15 protein-coding genes are annotated in these 15,383 nt (G+C 51.4%); 8 read left to right on the top strand and 7 right to left on the bottom strand.

Annotated features, from left to right (window positions below):
* On the top strand, window positions 1-942 hold the full coding sequence (locus FH871_RS27630) for a TonB family protein (RefSeq protein WP_138994659.1): 942 nt from the start codon (window positions 1-3) through the stop codon (window positions 940-942).
* A gap of 43 nt (window positions 943-985) precedes the next feature.
* Here the strand turns inward: FH871_RS27630 and FH871_RS27625 are convergent, their stop codons facing one another.
* From FH871_RS27625 to FH871_RS27600, 6 genes are all read right to left on the bottom strand, one after another.
* Complete coding sequence (locus FH871_RS27625) at window positions 986-1,390, bottom strand: hypothetical protein (protein ID WP_138994658.1); 405 nt, start codon at window positions 1,388-1,390, stop codon at window positions 986-988.
* A 165-nt stretch (window positions 1,391-1,555) separates the two neighbouring features.
* Window positions 1,556-2,068, bottom strand: a complete 513-nt coding sequence (locus tag FH871_RS27620; RefSeq protein ID WP_229317640.1) for a phosphoglycerate mutase family protein — start codon at window positions 2,066-2,068, stop codon at window positions 1,556-1,558.
* A 34-nt stretch (window positions 2,069-2,102) separates the two neighbouring features.
* Window positions 2,103-3,302, bottom strand: coding sequence for a M20 family metallopeptidase (locus tag FH871_RS27615; RefSeq protein ID WP_138994656.1), 1,200 nt, complete (start codon window positions 3,300-3,302; stop codon window positions 2,103-2,105).
* 36 nt (window positions 3,303-3,338) lie between these two features.
* The gene (locus tag FH871_RS27610; RefSeq protein WP_138994655.1) at window positions 3,339-4,037 is read right to left on the bottom strand and encodes an RDD family protein; all 699 of its coding nucleotides are present in this window, start codon (window positions 4,035-4,037) and stop codon (window positions 3,339-3,341) included.
* 31 nt (window positions 4,038-4,068) lie between these two features.
* Window positions 4,069-5,253, bottom strand: a complete 1,185-nt coding sequence (locus tag FH871_RS27605; RefSeq protein ID WP_138994653.1) for a glycosyltransferase — start codon at window positions 5,251-5,253, stop codon at window positions 4,069-4,071.
* Complete coding sequence (locus FH871_RS27600) at window positions 5,254-6,354, bottom strand: glycosyltransferase family 1 protein (protein ID WP_138994652.1); 1,101 nt, start codon at window positions 6,352-6,354, stop codon at window positions 5,254-5,256.
* Between the two features lie 174 nt (window positions 6,355-6,528).
* Here FH871_RS27600 and FH871_RS27595 point away from each other — a divergent pair, with 174 nt between their 5' ends.
* The 3 genes from FH871_RS27595 to FH871_RS27585 all read left to right on the top strand — a co-directional run bounded on the left by FH871_RS27595 (window position 6,529) and on the right by FH871_RS27585 (window position 9,200).
* Window positions 6,529-7,503 (top strand): stage II sporulation protein M, encoded by a 975-nt coding sequence (locus FH871_RS27595; protein WP_138994651.1) that lies wholly within the window; start codon window positions 6,529-6,531, stop codon window positions 7,501-7,503.
* Between the two features lie 82 nt (window positions 7,504-7,585).
* Window positions 7,586-8,467, top strand: coding sequence for a hypothetical protein (locus tag FH871_RS27590; protein WP_138994650.1), 882 nt, complete (start codon window positions 7,586-7,588; stop codon window positions 8,465-8,467).
* A complete protein-coding gene (locus FH871_RS27585) occupies window positions 8,451-9,200 on the top strand; it encodes a DUF4129 domain-containing protein (RefSeq protein ID WP_138994649.1) in 750 nt (249 codons plus the stop codon). Before FH871_RS27590 ends, FH871_RS27585 begins: the two co-directional genes overlap by 17 nt.
* On the opposite strand, the gene FH871_RS27580 is transcribed toward FH871_RS27585, so the two are convergent.
* Window positions 9,201-9,989 carry an SDR family oxidoreductase gene (locus FH871_RS27580; RefSeq protein ID WP_138994648.1) on the bottom strand — a complete coding sequence of 263 codons (789 nt, stop codon included), beginning with the start codon at window positions 9,987-9,989 and terminating at the stop codon, window positions 9,201-9,203.
* Between the two features lie 278 nt (window positions 9,990-10,267).
* Between FH871_RS27580 and FH871_RS27575 the strand changes: the two genes are divergently transcribed.
* The 4 genes from FH871_RS27575 to FH871_RS27560 all read left to right on the top strand — a co-directional run.
* Window positions 10,268-10,849, top strand: a complete 582-nt coding sequence (locus FH871_RS27575; RefSeq protein WP_138994646.1) for a LemA family protein — start codon at window positions 10,268-10,270, stop codon at window positions 10,847-10,849.
* A 104-nt stretch (window positions 10,850-10,953) separates the two neighbouring features.
* Entirely contained in the window at window positions 10,954-11,388 is a 435-nt protein-coding gene (locus FH871_RS27570; protein ID WP_171062974.1) for a TPM domain-containing protein, read from the top strand.
* Window positions 11,389-12,198, top strand: coding sequence for a YgcG family protein (locus FH871_RS27565; RefSeq protein ID WP_138994645.1), 810 nt, complete (start codon window positions 11,389-11,391; stop codon window positions 12,196-12,198).
* Between the two features lie 224 nt (window positions 12,199-12,422).
* On the top strand, window positions 12,423-15,383 hold a 2,961-nt coding region (locus tag FH871_RS27560; RefSeq protein WP_171062973.1), incomplete at its 3' end, for a PKD domain-containing protein.

The raw sequence follows: 15,383 nt of genomic DNA, 5'->3' as shown, positions 1-15,383 counted from the left end.
ATGAAGCTTTCCACACCCGTTTCGGCCCGGCTCCGCTTCTGCCAGCGCCGGATGGACAACCGACTCATTGCCTACACGTTCGGGCCGAAACCGTCGGCTTTTGTAACGCCTTTCTTTCAATCTTCCACCTTAAAACAACGCATTCTGATGCTCCAGAAATCCGAAACCAACCGCTGGGCAATGGCCAAATACGGCTTCGTGGTCCTGCTTACCCTGAGCTTATTTGTGTTCGTGGCAGCTTGCGAAGACCAGTCGAAAAAAGATGTGATCAGCAAAGGTCCGGTCACAATTTCCGGCCAGATTTTTGGCTCTAACGACAAACCGATTCCGGGTGCCAATATTGAATTGAAAGGATTGCAAAGGGGCACCAGTACTGACGCAAACGGAGAGTACCAGTTTAGTACAGTGCCCGCCAATGGCACGTTGATCGTTTCGTTCGTCGGCCATGAGACCATCGAAGTGCCGGTCAATGGTCAGGAAGCTATTTATGTTCGTCTGGCCCAGCCCACTGATCACGAACGATCAACCTATTGGGTTAGTAACGCAAAAATTCCGAAACGCTCCACTAATACCGATGTCCGCGATCTGCTCAACCGCAAACCCGTGGATGATGGCAACGGTGAAATTTTCACCGTCGTTGAAAAGAATCCTGAATTTCCGGGCGGGATGGCTGGGTTGACCCGTTTTATCAATGAAAACCTGCGTTACCCGGAAGCCGCCCAAAGAGCATACGTGAGTGGAAGGGTTTTTCTTTCGTTTGTTATCAACACGGACGGCAGTTTTCAGAACATTCAGATCCTGAAAGGCATTGGTTTCGGAGCCGACGAAGAAGCGATTCGGGTGATTAAAGCCATGCCGCGCTGGAAACCAGCCACGCAGGATGGAAAACCGGTGCGGGTGAAATACAACCTGCCGATCAATTTTAACCTGAAAAATTCCTGAAACAAAAAGCCCCGACACGCAAGGTGTCGGGGCTTTTCTGGAGTTACTTTCTCCGGTTTTTGGGGAACAGTTCCATGAATTGCTCATAAAACTGTTCGTACTCATCCGGGGCTTTTCGTTTTTCCCAGCCCACGGCAAACTCGGTTTTAGCTCGCTTCCAGGTTACGGTTACCGCCGGATTCTCCGGTTTTTCCAGTTTGGTGGTTTTGATTTTACACGTCTGCTCCAGCTTCGCGAACACCTTTTGGGTAGTATCCTTTTTCTGCTGGCCCAATTGCGTAAATCCACCCTCGGAACCTTCCCGGTAATACATCAACCCGTTGTCCAGCAGCCGGTATTCGGGCCGGTCGGTATCGCTGCCCAGCGTTACCACAATCTGGCGTCCGGTAAACCGGTTCGGAAACGTTGATCCGGTGGGTGCCGGTGTTTGAGCCGTAACCAGGCTCATTTCGAGCAGATACGTCAGACAAAAAACAAAGAACAATCTTACCAGTCGAAAACTCATTAAACGGATTCAATTTGGGTTAATACTCTCTATTTTAACTGCCTAAACGACAAAAAATTGCCCGATTTTTTGTCGCTGGGCATTCACATTTCCCCGAAAGCAGGCGAATCAAGGTTCTGTCGGCTTGCCGTACGTTTCTTCCTGCAAGCTGACCGATTTGCCAAAAAGGCCATTCTTGATGTTCACAATCAGCAAGTTATCGTGATCGCCCGATTCGATTCTGGTTTTTGTTGGTTTGGTCCCGAGCCCCTGCGCAATCTCCAGAATCGTGTTGCTGTGGCCGACCACCAGGCTATTTTTACCCTTCGTTTGCTGGATCAGTTCTACTACCGCACCAACCGGTTTTGCCGGATACGAGTCGATGGGCAGGTTAAGTCGCTGCGAAAGGGGCCGGGCCGTTTCCTGCGTCCGGCGGTAGGGCGTAGTCAAAATCTGGCTAATCCGCTCGTCCTCCAGCCGGTCGGCCAGGGCCTGAGCGCGTTCCAGCCCAACGGCGGTTAAACCGCTGCTGTCGGCCTCGTTGATTTTCTCCGCGTGCCGAACGATGTAAACCGTAGACGTCGAACAGCCCGTCAGGCCGAGCACCAAAAACAGAACCGGAAGCAATCTATCGATCATCATCGGGCAGTGTTATAAAACTCTTCACTTTTAATTCTTAACTCTTCACTCTCAACTCCTCCAGCGCCAGCCAGCTCATCAAACCGGCCCCGATTTCCAGCGCCGATTCGTCGATGTCGAAAGTGGGCGTGTGAACGCCGGAAATGATGCCCCGCTCTTCATTGCGCGTTCCGAGTCGGTAAAAACACGAATCGACTACCTGCGAATAGAAGGCGAAATCTTCACCCGCCATCCACAAATCAAGGTTCACGACGTTTTCAGGCCCCATGTATTCCGTGGCCGCCGAGCGCATCCGCCGGGTTAGTTCGGGGTGGTTTTTCAGGAAGGGATAACCGCGCACCACCGTAAATTCGCAAACGGCCCCCATCGCTTCGGCCATGCCTTCGGCCATTTTTTTCATCCGGCGCAGGCCATCTTCCCGCCATTCTTCGTCCATGCAGCGAAACGTGCCTTCAATTTTCACTTCGTTGGGAATCACGTTGGTAACGCCGTCGGCAATAAACCGCCCGAACGACAACACCGAGGGATTGGCCGGTTTGCGGTTGCGACTGATGATCTGCTGCAAAGCCACGATGATGTGCGAAGCGATCAACACCGGGTCGATGAGCTGGTCGGGCATGGCTCCGTGGCCGCCTTTTCCAATGACGGTCAGATACAGTTCGTCGGTGCTGGCCATGTACATGCCTTCCCGAAAGCCGATTTTGCCGACTGGCACATTCGGGGCCACGTGCTGGCCGAGCATACTGGCCGGAGCCGGATTTTCCAGCACGCCATCCTTGATCATCAGCGACGCGCCACCGGGGGCTTTCTCCTCTGCCGGTTGAAAAACCAGTTTCACCGTTCCTTCAAACTGGTCGCGGAGTTGCTGCAAAATGCGGGCGGTTCCCAACAGCGACGACGTGTGAACATCATGCCCACAGGCGTGCATGACGCCCTCGACGGTCGATTTGTAGGGGACATCGTTGGCTTCGTGAATCGGCAGCGCGTCCATATCGGCCCGCAGCCCCACAACCCGGTTTTCGGACGAACGACCCGCCCGTCCTTCGATGAGCGCAACCAAACCCGTGTTGGCAACGCCTTCCTGCGGAGTCAGGCCAATGGCTTTGAGCTGTTCGGCAACGAATCGGGCGGTTTTGAACTCATGGAACGACAACTCCGGGTTGGCATGCAGGTGACGGCGGTTGGCAATCAAATCGGCCGCATAGTCCCGCGCTAGTGTTTTGATTTGTTCTTTCATATGTATAAATCCCTGCGGAATCGAGCCGCGCAGGCTTTAAGAGGCTAAAAACTGGTAATCATTGATCAGCGTCCGAAGAAACGTGGTATCGTCCAGTTCCGACCGAACCCCGATGACTTGCTTGACTTTATTGGCGGCTAAACCGCTGATTTCGGGATTATTCATCCGCAAAGCCTCCCGGACAATGTTCAAATCCCGGTCGGAAAGCCGGGACACTTCCGGAAAACGCACCTGGTAATCGTCGGGTAAGGCCCGGTAGGTAATCTGCGCCAGCGTGACGGGACGGGTTAATTTCACTACCGTGGTACCGGCGGCAATGTCGCCAATTCGCTGGCCACGACCGTTGGCGGCAATGGTAATGACGGCCACCATACCGCCAAAAAACATCGGCGATTCGATGATCCGGAGCAGCCAGCGGAGCAGATAAGCGCCCAAACCAGGTTGTGATCCGTCGAGCATCACCACCCGGATTTTCATCGCGATTTTCCCCAGACTCTGCCCGTTCAGAAACGTTTCGCACAGCAGATCATAGAGCATGAACGGCAACAGCAAAAACAGGCCCGTCCAGAAAGGGCTCCGGAAAGCGCCGGGGAGTAGTTTGGTCAGCACAAAATACAGAATCAGCCATCCCAGCAGAATCAGGTAATCGAGCAACAACGCCAGAATCCGGTCGCCCAAACTGGCGGGTTCATATTCCAGCGTAACGTTTTGGGAGGTCTGAATTGAAACGGTCATAGTAATCTGGTTTTCCTGGCAAGGCTTTCAATCAAAGATGATTAAAAATCGTCTCTGCAAAATAAACGTTCGAATTGCGATCGGCTAACTTTTGCAGATTTGTTTTCGAATACGGTGGTGTTTCCGTCAAAATCCGTTCCAGAAGGGCCCGAATCGCATCCGGCGAGGTAGCATCCGTCACGGCCCCCAGTTGCTCGGTTTGCACCAGATGACCCAGATAACCGTAATCTGACGCCAGAACCGGTTTTCCGGAAACCGAAGCCCGCACCACGACCGACGCCATGCCGATGTGGTTCTGGTATAACGCCAAAACGTAGTCCGACAACTCGAAATACACCTGAATTTCCCGCCCTTTTATTTCGTCAAACACCCGCACAATTTGCATGTCGCTCCCGACCTCAGCCATGCTGCGTTCGACTTTTTCCCGAAAACCGGGTTGAATCGGCCCGGCCAGTACCAGACACAACGCCCGTTGCTGCGCCGGTTTCAGGAGTTTCAGCGCTTCGAGCAGCGGTTCAATGCCTTTGCGGTCGTCCAGATGCCCGAAAAGCAGCAGAATCCGGCGGTTGGGTGAAATCTGGAGTTTCGTTCGCAGGTGTTCGACCTCGGCGGGCGCAATGGCATACGATTCGACCGGATCGGCCAGTGGCCAGATTTTCACGTGCGGACTCAACTCCCGCAACCCCTCCACCGCCGAATGATCCAGGCAAAACAGATTCGTTAAGCCTTTCCGATTCAGAACCCCGTTCAAGGTTACTTTTTTTCGGATTCCGTTCAGCCGGGCCTTGATGCCGGGCCGGGTTTTATAATGAAAATCCGGCCGAAAATAAATACCGGAAACCGCAAAGGGCGCCGACCGTCCGAGCCAGGTTGCCAGCATAAACAGATCGAAATACATCAGCAACACGTGCGATGGCTGATGCGTCTGCCCGTATTTCAACACCAGATTCCACTCCTTGAACGAACGGGTCGCCATCGACGCTCCGTGTACGGTTTCAATGTCTTCCTCCGAAATGGGCACGAACCGGATGTTTTCGACACCCGGTTTGGCTTCGAGCAAGGCCTCAAATTGCTTCCCGAACGATTGCTGCGTAACGACGATCAGTTCACCTTCGGGGCGATTTTGCACCCAGTAGGCGATCAGATGCGTCAGGTAATCAGCATGGTGGCCGTCGATGATCGTATCAAAAAGCAGGATTTTCTTCGCTCTGTTCACTTATGCAATACGTTGGTAAACCTGAAGTGTTTGACTCGCCGTTTTTTCCAGCGAAAAATGCTGCCCCCGCTCGCGTCCTTTCCGGACCAGGGACTGGCGCAGTGGCTCGTCCAGAATGATTTTTTCGATTTGCTGCTGCATATCCAACGCCGATTCCGGGTCGAAATACAACGCGGCTTCCCGCGCTACTTCCGGAAAACACGACGCCCGACTTAATACCACCGGGCAACCGGCCGCAAAAGCTTCCAGAATCGGAATGCCGAAGCCTTCGTAGAGCGACGGATAAACAAATGCCAGCGCATTCTGGTACAGCCGATACAGCGTAAAATCGTCGATGTTGCGCTGGCTGATCCGGCCCGTCATGTTCAGTTGCTGAATCCATTGCGTCTCTTCCGGACTGAACGAACCGCCCCCGGCACAGATCAACTGAACATGACCGTGTTTTTTGAGCGTCGGCGCCATCGCCTTCAGAAAAGGAATGAAATTTTTGTAATCGTTGCGGGCACCGACGTATAGCAAATACGCTTCCGGCACCTCAATCTGAACGGCTTCGGGGACTTTCAGCGTCTGAAAAGCCGTCGCGTGGTAAACGACGGTGATCTTCTCCGGTTTGATGTTGAACAGGTCGATCAGATCGGTTTTGGTGTTTTCCGAAACCGCAATGATCTGGGCGCTCCGGTCGAACAGGGTTTGCTTCAACTCCTTCGACGCGTTATCGATGTGGCCGAATTCGGGCCCAAACTTGTCTTTGATGGCATCGTGGTACGTCAACACCACCGGTTTTTTCGTGTGCTTCAGAAAGTACGGGTGAAAAAATGTAGGATGGAAAACGTCGTAATTATTTCGCATCAACTGGGTCACGCTCCACAACCGGTTCACCTGCGAAAAGAGCATATTGGTGGGCATAAACCCCAGAAAATGCGAAAAAGACTGCACCCGAAACGCGTCACTTTCCAGCAGGTAGGCATTGTTGGAAAACAAAAGCGACAACTGGGTTTCAACGCCTTTTTTTTGCAGCGATACCATCAGATCGTAAAAATACCGGGACACTCCGCCATACCGCACCCCTGTAAAGGCCTGATGGTCAAACAATACTTTCATAAAATAGCCAAATACACACAGAAACTACAAACTTACGGAGAAACCCTTTGACAACGGCTATTTGTTGCCGAAATCGACCGTATTGTCCCCGTTCGTATGAGCGGCTTTGAAATATGGCATTTGATTTGCAACTTATCCAACCCAATGGCTTTCGGCCCATAACCCGGTTTTTTCATGCGCGAAGCGGCTTTTATCAAACAGAATACGGAAAAATGGAAGGAGATCGAGAGCGAACCGGTAACTGCCAACGACCGCTCCAACCCCGACGTGCTGACCGACCACTTCATCGAACTGACCGATGATCTGTCGTATGCCCGGACATTCTACCCCACGTCGCCCGTCACCCGGTATCTCAACGGTCTGGCGGCCACGATGCACCGGCGGCTGATGGGCAACAAACGGGAGGAACGCAGCCGTTTTGTCCAGTTCTGGGCGGTAGAATTGCCTTTGCTGTTCCGGAAATCACACCGGCTTTTGCTGGTGTCGTTCGTCATTTTTCTGGTAGCGGCTGCGCTGGGCTGGGTGTCGGCGGCCAACGACGAGTTGTTTGTCCGGCTGATTCTGGGCGATGATTACGTCAACATGACGCTCGAAAACATCCGGAAGGGCGATCCGCTGGCGGTTTACAAAGGCAGCGGACAGGCCGATATGTTCATGGGCATTACCGTCAACAACATCCGGGTTTCGTTCATCGCGTTCATTCTGGGTTTGTTTGCGTCCTTCGGAACGATTGCCGTCATGTTTCAGAACGGCGTGATGCTCGGCGCTTTCCAGTATTTTTTCTACGAACGCGGTTTGCTGCTGCCGTCGGTCTTGACCATTTGGATTCACGGAACGCTGGAAATTTCGGCGATTGTGATTGCGGGCAGCGCGGGCTTGACACTCGGCAACAGTTTGTTGTTTCCGGGCACCTGGTCAAGGCTGGAGTCGTTCAAACGCGGGGCCAAACAGGGGCTCAAAATTGTGATCGGGCTCGTACCGGTTTTCATCACAGCGGGTTTTCTGGAGAGTTTCGTCACGCGGTTACCGCTGCATCCGGTGGTTAGCGCTGCCATTATTCTGGCGTCGGCCGCGTTCATTGTCTGGTATTTTATTCTGTATCCCATCCAACTGGAAAAGAAGTTTACAGTTGATGGGAACACCGATTGAACGGATGCAACGGATTTCCACGGATAAAATCAGTTTCAATCCGTTCAATCGGTGTTCCTATTCATTAAACGAATAACAAACTATGAACCTCTACCAAACGCGCGATTTCGGCGAAAAAATCAACGCCACGATCCAGTATGCCGTCAAGCAAATCCGCAGTCTCAGCACGGCGCTGCTCTACATTGCCGGGGCTCCGGCGCTGATTGCGGGGATTGCGTCGGGCATGGCATCGGCATCGATGCTGTCGACCCAGCCAACCGGGGTGAATCCCCCCCGCATGAATGAGTGGATGATTCGACAAATTTCGAGCCCTTATTACCTGGTGGCCATTGTGTTTGCCTTGTTCATCCCGCTGCTGGTTAACCTCACGGTCTACAGTCATTTGAAAGTCTACAACCGCAACCCAGGCGAGCCCATCACCGTCGAAGCGGTTTGGGCGGAGGTGCAGAGTGCCTTTGGGCGAGCTGTCATTACCTGGCTGATGGTTGGCGTCCTCCTCATTGCGGCCACGCTCTTTTTCCTGATTCCGGGTATTTATTTGGGCGTTGTCTTTTCGTTGGCACTGGCGGTCGTGGTCCTGGAAGACGGTTCGGCCAGCACGTTTATGGGACGATGTTTCGAACTGATTCGCGATCACTGGTGGTCGACCTTCGGGCTGATCATCATCATCAGTTTCATCGCCTATATTCTCAGTTTTGCCTTCAATGTGCCCGCAGCCGGTGTCAGCATGATGGTCGCGCTGAAACTCGTCCCCAGTATGCCGGTTTACGTGACGATTCTGACCAGCATCCTTAGTACGGTCGGCAGTGTGGTAGTTTCATCGCTTATCGCCCTGGGCATCGCTTTTCAGTATTTCAACCTGGTTGAATTGCGGGATGGCCGCAGCATTCTGTCGGCCATCGACAGCATTGGATCGTCCACGCCCCCACCCATCCCCCGTTCCAGCGATGAAGGTGATTATTAACCGTAAGGCGAAAAACCGCCTGACCGGTTTGTTGCTCCTGGCGATCCTGACCGGTTTTCCGGCAATGGCCCAATTGCCCGTTCCCCAGGCCAAAGACACGGCGCAGGCGCAACCGGCTCCCGACGACCGCAGTCCGATCCGGGTGCGAAAACCGTCGACGGCCAAGCTGAACGACTACCGCAACGACCGCGATTACCAGTACGGTCAGGACTTTAAACCGGGCAACAATCTGTGGTCCAAGTTCTGGAGTTGGTTCTGGCAAAAAGTGGGCGAATTTTTGACGAGCAAATCCTACCAGAATTTCTGGCAATATGTGTTTCTGGCGGCTGCCGCGAGTCTGGTAGTCTGGCTGATCATCAAGGCCGAAATCATGGGATTCATTTTCAGTAAAAAATCACAGGGAGCAGCCTTGACTTATGAAACGCTGACTGAAAATATTCACGAAATCGACTTTGAGCAACAGATCAATGCGGCCATCGACCAGCGAAACTACCGACTGGCGGTGCGGTTGCTCTATTTGCAAACGCTGAAACACCTGAGCAACCACAACCTGATCGACTGGAAACCGAATAAAACCAACCGCAGCTACGTCTACGAACTGGCGCAATCGCCGAAGCAACCAGAATTCGAAACCCTGACGACCCAGTTTGAATACATCTGGTACGGCGATTTCCCGATTACCGAAGAGCGGTTTAAACCGTTGCAGGAGTCGTTTGAACGGTTTAACCGGTAATCACAAACCACCGGTTTTTCCACCATCCACCGGCACATTGATTCCGTTGATCGAAGCCGCTGCGGGTGTGCAGAGAAAAGCCACGGCTGCCGCTACTTCTTCTGCTTCTGCAAACCGCCGACTCGGAATTTCGGCTTGCATCTGGGCTTCAATTTCATCCCGTGATTGATTCTGCGCGCTCGCCCGCATGGTCAGCACGGCATCCAGACGGGCCGTACGCGTATAACCGGGCAACACGTTGTTAACCGTGATTCCGAATTGGGCCATTTCCAGCGACAGGGTTTTGGCCCACTGCGCCACCGCCCCGCGAATGGTGTTGGAAACGCCCAGCCCAACAATGGGTTGTTTCACCGACGTGGAAATAATGTTGACAATCCGACCATAACCCGCCCGCTTCATGGATGGGACCACAGCCTGCGCTAAAATCTGGTTGTTGAGCAAGTGCGCGGCAAAAGTTTTGGTAAACTCCTCCAGTTTGGCGTCGATCAGCGGGCCGCCTGCCGGGCCACCGGTATTGTTGATCAGAATATGAACATCCGGAAAGTCAGTCAGATAATCATCGATGGCGGTTTTCACGTCTTCCGGATTGGCAAAATCGGCTACCTGATACCGGTGTTGCTGCCCCTGCTGTGTGTCCAATGAGCCAATGGCCTCTTTCAGTTTCTCTTCATTGCGAGCCAGCAGCGTAACATTCGCTCCTAATAGCGCCAGTTCAATGGCGGTCGCGTAGCCAATTCCCTGCGTGCTTCCACAGACAATAGCGGTTTTTCCGGTAAGCGAAAGATTCATCGTAAAGTCGGTTTAGTCCGGGCCGTTTTTAGCGTATACAACCCATTCATTGATGTAAAACGCTAAATAACGGCATTGCGGCAATATTTTTACTAATTTACCAATCAATTGGTATCCGTAATCAGTTATTCCCCCAAATCACCTGCCACTCGCCTGCGCCGGTTTCCAATCATCAACCCCGGCGGAGGGATTACGGTCGAAAGCGTCCGGCCGTGTAATTTATTGGGATACGGATCCGGTTTTAACGAACTTTGCTAACAAATTAATCGATAAAAAACATGTCTAAAGGTCTTATTATTGGCATCGTCCTGGTTCTGATTTTTGGTTTTTTCGGATGCAGTACATATAACGGTATCGTCGGAAAAGACGCGAATGTAGGTGAAAAATGGGCCCAGGTCCAAACGCAATACCAACGCCGGGCCGACCTGGTTCCGAACCTGGTGAACACCGTAAAAGGAGCCGCCAATTTCGAGAAAAGTACACTGACAGCAGTGATGGAAGCCCGTTCGAAAGCCACCAGCGTTCAACTGACCGCCGACCAACTGACGCCCGAAAATGTTCAGAAATTCCAGGCGGCTCAGGATCAGTTAGGCGGTACGCTGTCGCGTCTGCTGGCGGTGTCCGAAAACTATCCGCAGTTGAGAGCCACGCAGAATTTCTCCGAACTTCAGTCACAACTGGAAGGCACCGAAAACCGCATCAGTGTGGCACGGAACGATTTTAACGCGGCCGTGAAAGACTACAACGTCTCCGTCCGCACGTTCCCGGCCAATATTTTCGCCGGCATCTTCGGTTTCTCAGCGAAAGGTTTCTTCGAAGCGTCGCAAGCCGCCCAGAATGCCCCAGCCGTTCAGTTTTAAGTTAAAAATTAAGAGTTAAGAGTGATGACGGGGCCGCCCGTGCGGTTGGCTGACGCATTCAGCTAGTCATTTTTAACTCTTAACTTTTAATTCATAATTCCTTTATGTCCGCAATCAACCTTTTCACGTCCGAGGAACAGCAGCAGATCATTCAGGCGATTCGGTCGGCTGAACTGGAAACCTCGGGCGAAATCCGGGTCCATCTCGAGCTGCATTGTCCAACACCCGACGTCATCGAACGGGCGGTGCAGGTTTTCCGGCAACTGAGCATGGACCAAACCGCCCAGCGCAACGGCGTTTTGTTTTATCTGGCGACGGAAGACCACAAGTTTGCCGTGTTGGGCGATGAAGGCATCAATAAGGTTGTGCCCAAAGACTTTTGGGTAACCACCAAAGACATTATGCGTGACAATTTTCGCGCCGGTCGGTTTACGCAAGGGTTCTGTCTGGGAATTGAACGGGCAGGACAGCAGTTACGACAGTATTTTCCTCGTCTGGACAATGACTCTAACGAGCTTTCCGACGAAATTTCACACTAAATGAAACTTCCCTTCGTCACATATCGCTTTGCAATACCGGTTCGAATTCTGTTGATTCTTCTGCTGGCCGTGGTTTCTTTCCGGACCTACGCCCAGGATGATGTCATTCCGCCCCGACCCAATCCACCGCGTCTGGTCAATGATTTTGTGGGGATTCTGAAAGCAGACGAACGGGCGAGACTGGAGGAAAAGCTACGGGTTTACAACGACTCGACGTCCACTCAGATCGTCATTGTGATTGCCAAAACCACCGAACCTTACCCGATTGGCGACTACAGTTTTCAGATCGGCCGCAAGTGGGGCGTGGGGCAGAAAGGGCAGAACAACGGCCTGGTAATGACCTGGGTACCATCAACCCGCAAGGTATTTATTGCTACGGGTTACGGCCTGGAAGGGGCGATTCCGGATGCCATTGCCAAGCGGATTGTCAGCCAGATTATTGTCCCGCGTTTCAAGAGCGAACAGTGGTACGCCGGTTTGGACGAAGCGACCGACGAAATCATTCGCCGGGCCAGTGGCGAATACAAAGCCGATCCGTCGGACGATGGCGGTGGCGGTGACGGCATCCTCTTCTTTGTGATCATTTTCGTTGTGATCATCGTCATCATCTGGATCAGCCGGAACCGGGGCGGGGGTGGCAGCAACCGAAACCGGGGCGGGGGTTTCTTTCCGGTTCCTTTCCCGACCTCCACGTTCTCCGGCTGGGGCAGTTCGTCCGGCAATTGGGGTGGCGGAGGTGGTGGTGGCGGCAGTTTCGGCGGCTTCGGGGGCGGCAGCTTCGGCGGGGGCGGTGCTGGCGGGGATTATTAGGACTAATCGATTCCTTGAGTTGTAGTATATAAAACTTCTTAAGCCGACGCTTTCGAGCGATACAGCATGTTATGGCGTTTTGTTAATTAACAGTATACTTGGTTAAAGTAACTTTAAGTTTTTGTAGGCCAGTTTTTGTTCGCTATCTTTCAAAAAATATTCAGATTCTTCTATTTATTCTCACTCTGGCTGAGGTTTTATTGTTTTCTTTAAACCATTCTTCTATGCTAAACGCCTTTACCACACGTACATGCATTGTACTATTCTTATGTTTGCTTGCATCATCAATCTACGCTCAGGTTGGTGTTAATCTGGAGGATCAGGTTTATGCGGGGCCCATTCGTGGTGCAACTGGAATTGTTTTTGATAAAAACGGTAACTTGTACACACATGACGTATATGGAGCTGTGTATCGAGTAAAACGCGGAGAATCTACGCCGACATTATGGTTAGACATCCGAGAAGAAGTTGGTAACTACGGTGACCACGGTTTGCTCGGTATGACACTAGACCGCGATTTTTTAGAAAACGGGCGGTTCTATCTCTATTACAACGTCGATATGTACTGGTATAAGAACGTTGGTAAGCCGGGTTATGATAAAAACCGTTCTTTAGAAAACTATCCGTCATTTGGTCGTCTTACCCGATATACGGCTCATGTACATGCTGATTTTTCTGTAGACCTAAACAGTCGCAAAGTCTTGATCGGCGAAACCCATGACACTGGTGTGCCGGTTCTGACCCTATCTCACCTCGGTGGAGGGTTGGCAACTGGAACCGATGGCTCTATTTTGATAGGAACTGGTGATGGTTCCAGTTTCGAGCAAGTAGACACTGGATGTAACAGTACGACTTGGGTCAATCTGGCTATGCAGGAGGGAATCATTAAATATATTCCAAACCCTGGTACTACGACCCCTGAATCTTGCAGCAAACCGGGGTATTACGATAAAAATAGGGTTACGGAGAATATAGGGGCTTATCGGGCTCAGGCATTGTTTTCGTTGTCCGGTAAAATTCTGCGGATTGATCCCGAAACCGGCGATGGGCTACCTTCAAATCCCTTCTACGATGCCAGCCTTGGTCTCCGGGCAGCTCAAAACCGAGTCTATGCGCTGGGATTACGCCAGGCGTTTCGGATATCTGTGCGCCCTGGAAGTGGCAGTACCAATCCGCAGGAAGGTAAACCAGGGGTTATTTATATTGGTGATGTTGGCTTTTCTAATTGGGAAGAACTCAATGTAGTTACTCAGCCAGGTCAGAACTTTGGCTGGCCTTACTATGAGGGAATCCTGAAAGGCCGGGAGGGCTATTGGAAAACCAAGGCTTTTGAACCGATCAGTCCGGTTAAACCCAGGATTCAGTGGCGGGATAACAAATATACCGAAATCGTTCAGGGCGAAACCGTTATCAACTTAAACAATACGGTTCTTGAAGGTGGTTGTGTAATCGGAGGAGCCTGGCATGAAGGAGGGGGTAACTATCCGATAGAGTTACAAAACACCTATTATTTTGCTGATTACAATGCCGGGTGGATTGCCGGGATGCGTTTTGGCCACGATAATGAACCCGAGGTTAACAGCCTGTTTAAAACAACTAAAAAAATTGTAACTGATGCCGGGGGGCAGCGCCTTACGCATGTTGCGTTCAATCCTTATGACCGCAACCTGTATTATATAACATTTGGTGAAGCAGGCGTAATCCGTCGATTCGTAGTGAGCAACGATCAACCTCCAGTCGCAGCAATCACACAGGATAAAACATTTGGTAATAGTCCATTAAATATTACTTTCTCAGCCAAAGAATCCTACGATCCAGAAGGTAAACCTTTAAAATATGAATGGAATATCAGCGACGGTGCCAAAAGCACTGCGATGAATTATACAAAAACTTTCACCAGTGCTACCCCCAAATCCTACACGATTACGTTGAAGGTTACAGACGAACAAAATAAAACGAACTCGACTCAGACGGTAGTTTCCGTTAACAATACCCCCCCAACAATCCTATCCACCAGTGTGGATAATTTGAACCACATCACTATATCCTCTCCATACACCATTCATCTGAATGCAACGGCAACGGATACCGAATCGCCTGGTCAGTTATCCTATCGATGGACAGTTTATCTGTATCATAACGATCACCGGCATGTGGTAACTACAGTTGCCAATCAAACCGGGGCAGTAACCGTATCGGAAGGAAGTTGCGACGGAACAGCAAGTTACTGGTACGGTGTTGTACTAGATGTAACCGATGCGAACGGTCTAAGCACTACTCATACGAAGTTTCTTTACTTAGATTGTCCAGGAGCTTCTCAGACAATTGATTTTGCATCTATATCTGATCGACTACCGACCGCCCCCCCGTTTAATCCACACGTTTCGGCAACATCAGGTCTACCGACCAGTCTGTTTGCAATTGAAGGACCCGCTTTCATTAGTAACGGACAAATCAATCTCACTGGTGGAATAGGCCGCGTGACGATTCGAGCTACGCAGCACGGGAATAGTAGCTTCCAATATGCCCCACCGGTAGAACGCTCATTTATTGTCACTAAAAATGTAACTCCGACACCTGATAACCAAGCCCCAGTTGCTCCAGTTGCATTTACCCTATCCGCCACCATCAATATTGCCTATAACTCAGGGGCTCTTGCGGTCTTCACCGATAGTAATCCGCTTACATACTCACTCACTGGATTGCCCAACGGCCTTAATTTTAACCCCGAATCACGCGTCATTAGTGGCATCCCTAACCAACAGGGAACGTACCAGCTAATTTACTCAGCCACCGATGGATCGCTCAAAACCGACCTTGTGGTCAATCTCATAGTGATCGCTAATGGAATGCCGGTCGTCACCGGTAACTTTGAAGGGTACCTTGATCAGGTCAACTGCAACACAGTCTCTGGTTGGGTCTGGAATCGTGACAAACCCAACACACCAGTCATCGTCGAATTTCTCGATGGAGCAACGACTGGTAGTGCCATTCCCGTTGGATCGACATTGGCAGACATCTTCCGGGATGATTTAAAGAATGCCGGGAAAGGCAATGGTGCTCATGGATACAACTTAATAGTTCCTGAAAATCTTAAGAACAACCAAACGCACACCATCTGGGCGCGGGTACAGAATTCGGAATTCACCCTCAAGTGGGCTCCCAAAACCATCAATTGTGCCGGT

Source organism: Larkinella sp. C7, assembly GCF_006149005.1.
Taxonomy (GTDB): Bacteria; Bacteroidota; Bacteroidia; order Cytophagales; family Spirosomataceae; genus Larkinella.
This window is presented reverse-complemented; position numbering and strand designations above follow the sequence as displayed.

What these genes read in the sequence shown, in the direction of transcription:
- FH871_RS27630 (WP_138994659.1), top strand. Translation starts at nt 1, where the DNA reads ATGAAGCTTTCCACACCCGTTTCGGCCCGGCTCCGCTTCTGCCAGCGC.
- FH871_RS27625 (WP_138994658.1), bottom strand. Translation starts at nt 1,390, where the DNA reads ATGAGCCTGGTTACGGCTCAAACACCGGCACCCACCGGATCAACGTTT.
- FH871_RS27620 (WP_229317640.1), bottom strand. Translation starts at nt 2,068, where the DNA reads ATGATGATCGATAGATTGCTTCCGGTTCTGTTTTTGGTGCTCGGCCTG.
- FH871_RS27615 (WP_138994656.1), bottom strand. Translation starts at nt 3,302, where the DNA reads ATGAAAGAACAAATCAAAACACTAGCGCGGGACTATGCGGCCGATTTG.
- FH871_RS27610 (WP_138994655.1), bottom strand. Translation starts at nt 4,037, where the DNA reads ATGACCGTTTCAATTCAGACCTCCCAAAACGTTACGCTGGAATATGAA.
- FH871_RS27600 (WP_138994652.1), bottom strand. Translation starts at nt 6,354, where the DNA reads ATGAAAGTATTGTTTGACCATCAGGCCTTTACAGGGGTGCGGTATGGC.
- FH871_RS27595 (WP_138994651.1), top strand. Translation starts at nt 6,529, where the DNA reads ATGCGCGAAGCGGCTTTTATCAAACAGAATACGGAAAAATGGAAGGAG.
- FH871_RS27590 (WP_138994650.1), top strand. Translation starts at nt 7,586, where the DNA reads ATGAACCTCTACCAAACGCGCGATTTCGGCGAAAAAATCAACGCCACG.
- FH871_RS27585 (WP_138994649.1), top strand. Translation starts at nt 8,451, where the DNA reads ATGAAGGTGATTATTAACCGTAAGGCGAAAAACCGCCTGACCGGTTTG.
- FH871_RS27580 (WP_138994648.1), bottom strand. Translation starts at nt 9,989, where the DNA reads ATGAATCTTTCGCTTACCGGAAAAACCGCTATTGTCTGTGGAAGCACG.
- FH871_RS27575 (WP_138994646.1), top strand. Translation starts at nt 10,268, where the DNA reads ATGTCTAAAGGTCTTATTATTGGCATCGTCCTGGTTCTGATTTTTGGT.
- FH871_RS27570 (WP_171062974.1), top strand. Translation starts at nt 10,954, where the DNA reads ATGTCCGCAATCAACCTTTTCACGTCCGAGGAACAGCAGCAGATCATT.
- FH871_RS27565 (WP_138994645.1), top strand. Translation starts at nt 11,389, where the DNA reads ATGAAACTTCCCTTCGTCACATATCGCTTTGCAATACCGGTTCGAATT.